The organism is Streptomyces diastatochromogenes, from assembly GCF_002242805.1.
In the GTDB taxonomy this organism is placed as follows: domain Bacteria; phylum Actinomycetota; class Actinomycetes; order Streptomycetales; family Streptomycetaceae; genus Streptomyces; species Streptomyces diastatochromogenes.
The window spans coordinates 1-5,156 of the sequence record NZ_MCGQ01000118.1 but is presented as its reverse complement, the minus strand read 5'-3'; the positions used below and the strand labels follow the sequence as shown (position 1 = coordinate 5,156).

The 5,156-nt window shown below is 70.4% G+C and carries 6 protein-coding genes and 1 pseudogene; all 7 read left to right on the top strand.

The features are described 5' to 3' along the window. A pseudogene (locus BEK98_RS46630) lies at positions 1-205 on the top strand (SPDY domain-containing protein); the annotation flags it as partial. Positions 206-237: 32 nt separating this feature from the next. Beyond that, positions 238-597, top strand: a complete 360-nt coding sequence (locus BEK98_RS46625) for a hypothetical protein (protein WP_094222877.1) — start codon at positions 238-240, stop codon at positions 595-597. Beyond that, entirely contained in the window at positions 594-1,397 is an 804-nt protein-coding gene (locus BEK98_RS46620; protein ID WP_341869059.1) for an SPDY domain-containing protein, read from the top strand. The genes BEK98_RS46625 and BEK98_RS46620 overlap by 4 nt, the downstream gene beginning before the upstream one ends. Positions 1,398-1,407: 10 nt before the next feature. Next, complete coding sequence (locus BEK98_RS46615; RefSeq protein WP_094222876.1) at positions 1,408-1,998, top strand: hypothetical protein; 591 nt, start codon at positions 1,408-1,410, stop codon at positions 1,996-1,998. 2 nt (positions 1,999-2,000) lie between these two features. Next, complete coding sequence (locus tag BEK98_RS46610) at positions 2,001-2,774, top strand: SPDY domain-containing protein (protein ID WP_094222875.1); 774 nt, start codon at positions 2,001-2,003, stop codon at positions 2,772-2,774. Between the two features lie 33 nt (positions 2,775-2,807). Beyond that, positions 2,808-4,595: a type IV secretory system conjugative DNA transfer family protein gene (locus BEK98_RS46605; RefSeq protein ID WP_094222874.1), complete on the top strand. Its 1,788-nt coding sequence runs from the start codon at positions 2,808-2,810 to the stop codon at positions 4,593-4,595. Continuing rightward, positions 4,592-5,156 (top strand): DNA cytosine methyltransferase (locus tag BEK98_RS46600; RefSeq protein ID WP_143684274.1); only part of this gene is annotated, 565 nt, incomplete at its 3' end. The genes BEK98_RS46605 and BEK98_RS46600, both read left to right, overlap by 4 nt.

Genomic DNA, 5,156 nt, shown 5'->3' with positions numbered 1-5,156 from the left:
GCGTCCGCGCGGACGCGTCCCGCACAGCACAAAAATCCGGACCACGTCGGTGTCCGTCCTGCCCTCCCAGCTCAGCGCATGGCAGCAGGCGCGCATCGCTGCGGCCCGCGCCGCCACCTGGGCCCGCAACTCCGTCCGCAGCCCACGCCCCCGCACCACCCCCCGCGCCCACGCCGGAACCGGCGCCTTCCGCCCACGCCGCTGACCCCGACCCCAGCCCCTATTCCGAGGAGTCCTGTGCCCGACCTGACCCCCGACATGATCCACGCTGCCAGCGAGACCCTGTCCCGTCTCACCGAGTACCTGCGCCAGGAGCCGGACCCCACCGAGGCGCTTGCCCTCGTCGAGCCGCTACTGGACGAGTACACCGGCCTCCCCATCCAGCTCGCCGACGCCCTGCGCGCCCTCGCCCGCACCGTGCAGAACCACCGCCCGGACACGCCGCGGGCGCATGAAGTCGACCTCCTCGTCCAGGAACTGCGCAGCGCCGCCTGGGAACAGACCGACCAACACACCCTCCACTACGTCATCGACGACCTGCGCGCCCTGTACGCCGCCAAGCCGCCGAGTGAACCGGGGTGCGGCTCGTGCCGGTGAGCGAACAGCAGCTCGCGCAATTCGCCAGGACGCACGCCTGGCGCATCCCTTTCGACACCAGCCCGCGTCACCTCGCCGGCCCCGGCGACGCCCGCCACGTCACCCACGGCCTGGCCGCCGCCGGATGGAAACGCGCCTCCGACCCGCTCAGCCCCGAGATCGTCCTGATCAGCCCGGATCACCGCTACCGCCTCGACTTCGTCCCGGAGTCAGGTCCATTCGCCTGGTGGCGGCTGTGGGCCGGATCCACCGACACCGAGCCGGGCTGGACCGCGTCGTTCGGCGAACTGGTGCCCGCCGAGATCCTGGGCAGCTTCACCGACGCCCTCGTCGCCCCTGCGAGCAACGAACAGATCGGCCCACTGGACGTGGTGGACGCTGCGGGGTGGCTCCTCGATGCGCGTGGAGCGGCCAGTTCACCGGATGGTGCCTGCCGTATCGAGCAGTGCAGTGGCTCTCTCGTGTCCTGGGCGATTGAGGTCCACGGTTCCGATCGCGGGCGCCATGGTCCCCGGCTGTGGCACGCCGCTTTCGATGACCGTACGCCCGTCCACCTGGTCAACGCCTTCGTCACCACGCTGGCCGATCCCGCCCCGCTCCAGCGCGGCATGCACGACCGCACCGCCCACCACAGTGCCGTGCAGAATCCCAGCCCACTCCGGCCGGAGCAGATCGTCGAGGTGCACACGGCGCGTCTCAAGACCATCCGTGCGCAGGCCCGTGCCGCCCGGCGGCAGAACGACAAGCCCACGACCGCCCCGGCGGCGACCACCGCCGCTCGTCCGGCCGCCCGCCGCTGACCCTCTGAAAATGGACCCCCTTATCTCCAACGCCCCGCACGCTCATCGCGAATTCCTGGACCACCTCGACAAATACCTCCGCGACAGCAAGAAGATCCTCGACGCCTGGGACGTCTACTCCGACGAGCACACCGACCTCGACGGCTGGCCGTACGACGACGACGCCTACGGGCTGCGCCAGAGCAAGCGCTACGCCGACACCGCAGAGGCATTCGAAACCGTCCGCTCCGGTACCCGCCATCTCCTGGCCACCGCCGACGTCCAGTTGGCCCTCGTGCCCGCCGGCATGGCGCAGACCCGATGGGTCTACCAGCTCGGCGCCCTGCATGCCGCCCTCGACCGACTCGACGCCCTCCACGAGGAATGGCTGCACACCCGCGACAGCCTCCCCGCCGACGCCAAGCCCGGCACCCCCGTCTTCGACGGCGCTCTGGCCCAGCACCACGCCGAGTGCTGGAGCTACCTCGACGACTGGGCCACCCACGGCCACGTTCTCGGTGCCATCAACACCGCTGCCCGACAAAGCCCTTCGCCGCTGGCGCCACCGCCCACCACGATGCCGACCCGGGCGCCCGGCCGAACGTTCGCGGTGCGGAGGTGACCATGCCGCACGCCCCCGAGACAGTCGATGTCGACTACATCTCACCGCGTCACCTGGCCGGAGGCGGTGATTCCGCCTGGATCACCGTCCCGCTGCACCGCGCCTGTGGCTGGAGCCACGGCCACGACCCCTTGATGCCACGCGTCATCCTCTCCAGCCCCGACCAGAAGGCTCTCCTGCGGCTTGAGCCCGACCCCGACGGCCAGTGGTGGACCCTCCACCACGCACCCGGACCGGACCGGCCCGCCTGGCACGCAAGCTTCGGCGCCCGCACACCCGTCGAAATCATCGCGGCGTTCACCGACGCTCTCACCGATCCCACCACCGATCCGTCAGACACCCGTGACCCACTCGAACCGCTCCGCAGCGCGGGCTGGTCCCCGACCTACGCCCACAACCGGCTCGCCTCACCCGACGGCACGGTACGCGTCGACCTGCACGAGGAGACCGGTACCTGGTGGGTGACCACCTTCCTGAGCGATTCCCGGCCCCCGGTGTGGCAGGCCCGATTCGGCGAGCACACGCCGACACACCTGATCGCCGCGTTCACCACCGCGCTCACCGAGCCTCACCCGGTAGCGCGCACCGGCACGGTGCTCAGCCTCCCGACACACAGCCCGGATCTCGTCACCCACACACGCCAGGAAGTGCCCGCCGCACAGGTCGCCTTCGTACTGGAGGACCGCATCCGCGCACTCGCCGCCCGCCACGCAACCCCGAGGACACCACTCGGCGTTCCCCAACGGCCGCCCTCCGGCCCCGGCCGCACCCGCTGACCCCTTCGCCCCCGCATCGAAGCATGTAGCCCTTTGCCTCCTGCCTCCAACAACAACACCGACGGGTCCGACATCGCCTTCCGTCTCCTCATGGGAGTCCTCGCCGTCGTTGTCCCCCTGTCTCACCTCGCCTGGCTGTCCGGCAACATCACCGCCTACCTCACCGGAGGCGCCCGGGCGCCCTACCAGCCGACCGCCGCCCTGCTCCACCCCGACCAGCTATGGCCCCACATCGGGAAAACATCCCTGTTGATCGGCACTCGGCTCGTCCCGATCGCCGCGCTGCTGGCGCTCGGTGCCGTGGCCGGGCTCCTGTGGGCCCGCCGCAAGAGCAGTGGCGGCCGGAAGAAGAAGATCACCGGGATGGCCAGGCCGAAGGACATCGAGCCGCTGATGGCCAAGGCGATCACCGACAAAGTTCGTAGCTTGCGCCCCAGCCTGAAGAACGCCAAGCACATCGACGCCCGGGACACCGGCATCCTGCTCGGCAACCTCCAGGGGACCAAGCATGAGGTCCGCATGGGGTACGAGGACGTCGCCGTCGCCATCATGGCCCCCCGATCGGGCAAGACCACCTCGCTGGCCATCCCCTCCATTCTCAACGCGCCCGGCCCGGTCCTGCTGACCTCCAACAAGGCGGCAGGCGACGCCTACACCGCCACCCTGGACGCCCGCGCCAAGGTCGGCCGGACCTGGTCGATGGACCCGCAGCAGATCGCGCACGCAGCCCACGAGATGTGGTGGAACCCTCTCGCCGACGCCATGACTCTGGAAGGCGCCGGCCGCCTGGCCGGGCACTTCCTGGCTGCGAGCGTGGACGCCTCCCAGCAGGGCGACTTCTGGTCCAAGGCCGGCAGCAACATCCTCTCCCAGCTCTTCCTCGCTGCCGCGCTCGACGAGCGGCCGATCACGGACGTCATGCAGTGGCTGGCCTTCCCCGCCGACCGTGCCCCGCTGGACATCCTCCGCGACCACGGCTTCACCGCCGTGGCCTCGCAGCTCAAGGGCACGGTCGAAGGCCCGCCCGAGACCCGCGACGGCATCTACGAAACCGCCCGCCAGTACGCTGCAGCCCTGCTGAACGCTGAGATCGCCGCCTGGGTCACCCCGCAGAAGAAGGTTCCCGAGTTCCGGCCGAGCGAGTTCGTCACGTCCACCGACACGTTGTACCTGCTGTCGAAGGACGGCGGCGGCGGAGCGAGCGCCCTGATCGCGGCATGCGCCGACTCCGTGATGCGGGCGGCGACCGCCCAAGCCGAGCGCGCCGGCGGACGCCTCGACCCGCCGATGCTCGCGATCCTCGACGAGGCCGCCAACGTCTGCAAGGTCGGCGACCTTCCAGATCTGTACTCCCACCTCGGCAGCCGCGGGATCATCCCGATCACGATCCTGCAGTCCTACCGGCAGGGCCAGAAGGTCTGGGGAGATGCCGGCATGGACGCGATGTGGTCCGCCTCCACCGTCAAGGTGATCGGCTCCGGAATCGACGACCCGGACTTCGCCGACAAGCTCAGCCGCCTGATCGGCGACCACGACGTCGAGACCACCTCCACCTCCACGTCCGAGTCCGGAAAGTCGACCTCCGTCAGCATGCGGCAGGAGCGGATCCTGCCCGCCGACGCGATCCGCGCCCTGCCCAAGGGCACCGCCCTGTGCTTCGCCACCGGCATGCGCGCCGCCATGCTCGACCTGCGCCCCTGGTACCTCGAACCCGGCGCCGACGAACTCGCCGCCGCCTCCGCCCACGCCTCCAAGGCCATCACGGCCCGCGCCGTCGCCAAGCACGGACCCCACCAGGACGACTTCGGGCTGGCCAGTTGATCCTCGACCTCTTCGCGGGGCCGGGTGGTTGGAGCCACGCACTGACCGTGCTCGGCGCACCCGACGTCGGCCTGGAATGGGACGAGTGGGCCTGCAAGACCCGAGCCGCCGTCGGGCAGTTGACCATCCGAACGGACGTGGCCAGGTACCCGACGTGGCCGTGGGCCGGCCGAACACAAGGGCTGATCGCCAGTCCCCCCTGTCAGGCGTGGTCGATGGCCGGCAAGCGCCTCGGCCTGGTGGACCAGTCGCTCGTGCACCAAGCGGTCACTGATCTCGCCGCCGGACGCGACACCCGCGAACGCCTGCTGACCGCCTGCCGGGACGAGCGCTCGCTGCTCGCCGCCGAGCCCATGCGCTACCTCCGCGCGCTGAACGCGACCGACGAACCGGAGTGGGTCGCCATGGAGGAAGTGCCCGATGTCCTCCCGCTGTGGAAGCAGTACGCGGCGATACTGCGCGGATGGGGGTTCTCCGTGTGGACCGGCATCCTCAACGCCGCCGACTTCGGCGTCCCCCAGACCCGGAGGCGGGCGATCCTGCTCGCCTCCCGCGTCCGAA

What these genes read in the sequence shown, in the direction of transcription:
- BEK98_RS46615 (WP_094222876.1), top strand. Translation starts at nt 1,408, where the DNA reads ATGGACCCCCTTATCTCCAACGCCCCGCACGCTCATCGCGAATTCCTG.
- BEK98_RS46610 (WP_094222875.1), top strand. Translation starts at nt 2,001, where the DNA reads ATGCCGCACGCCCCCGAGACAGTCGATGTCGACTACATCTCACCGCGT.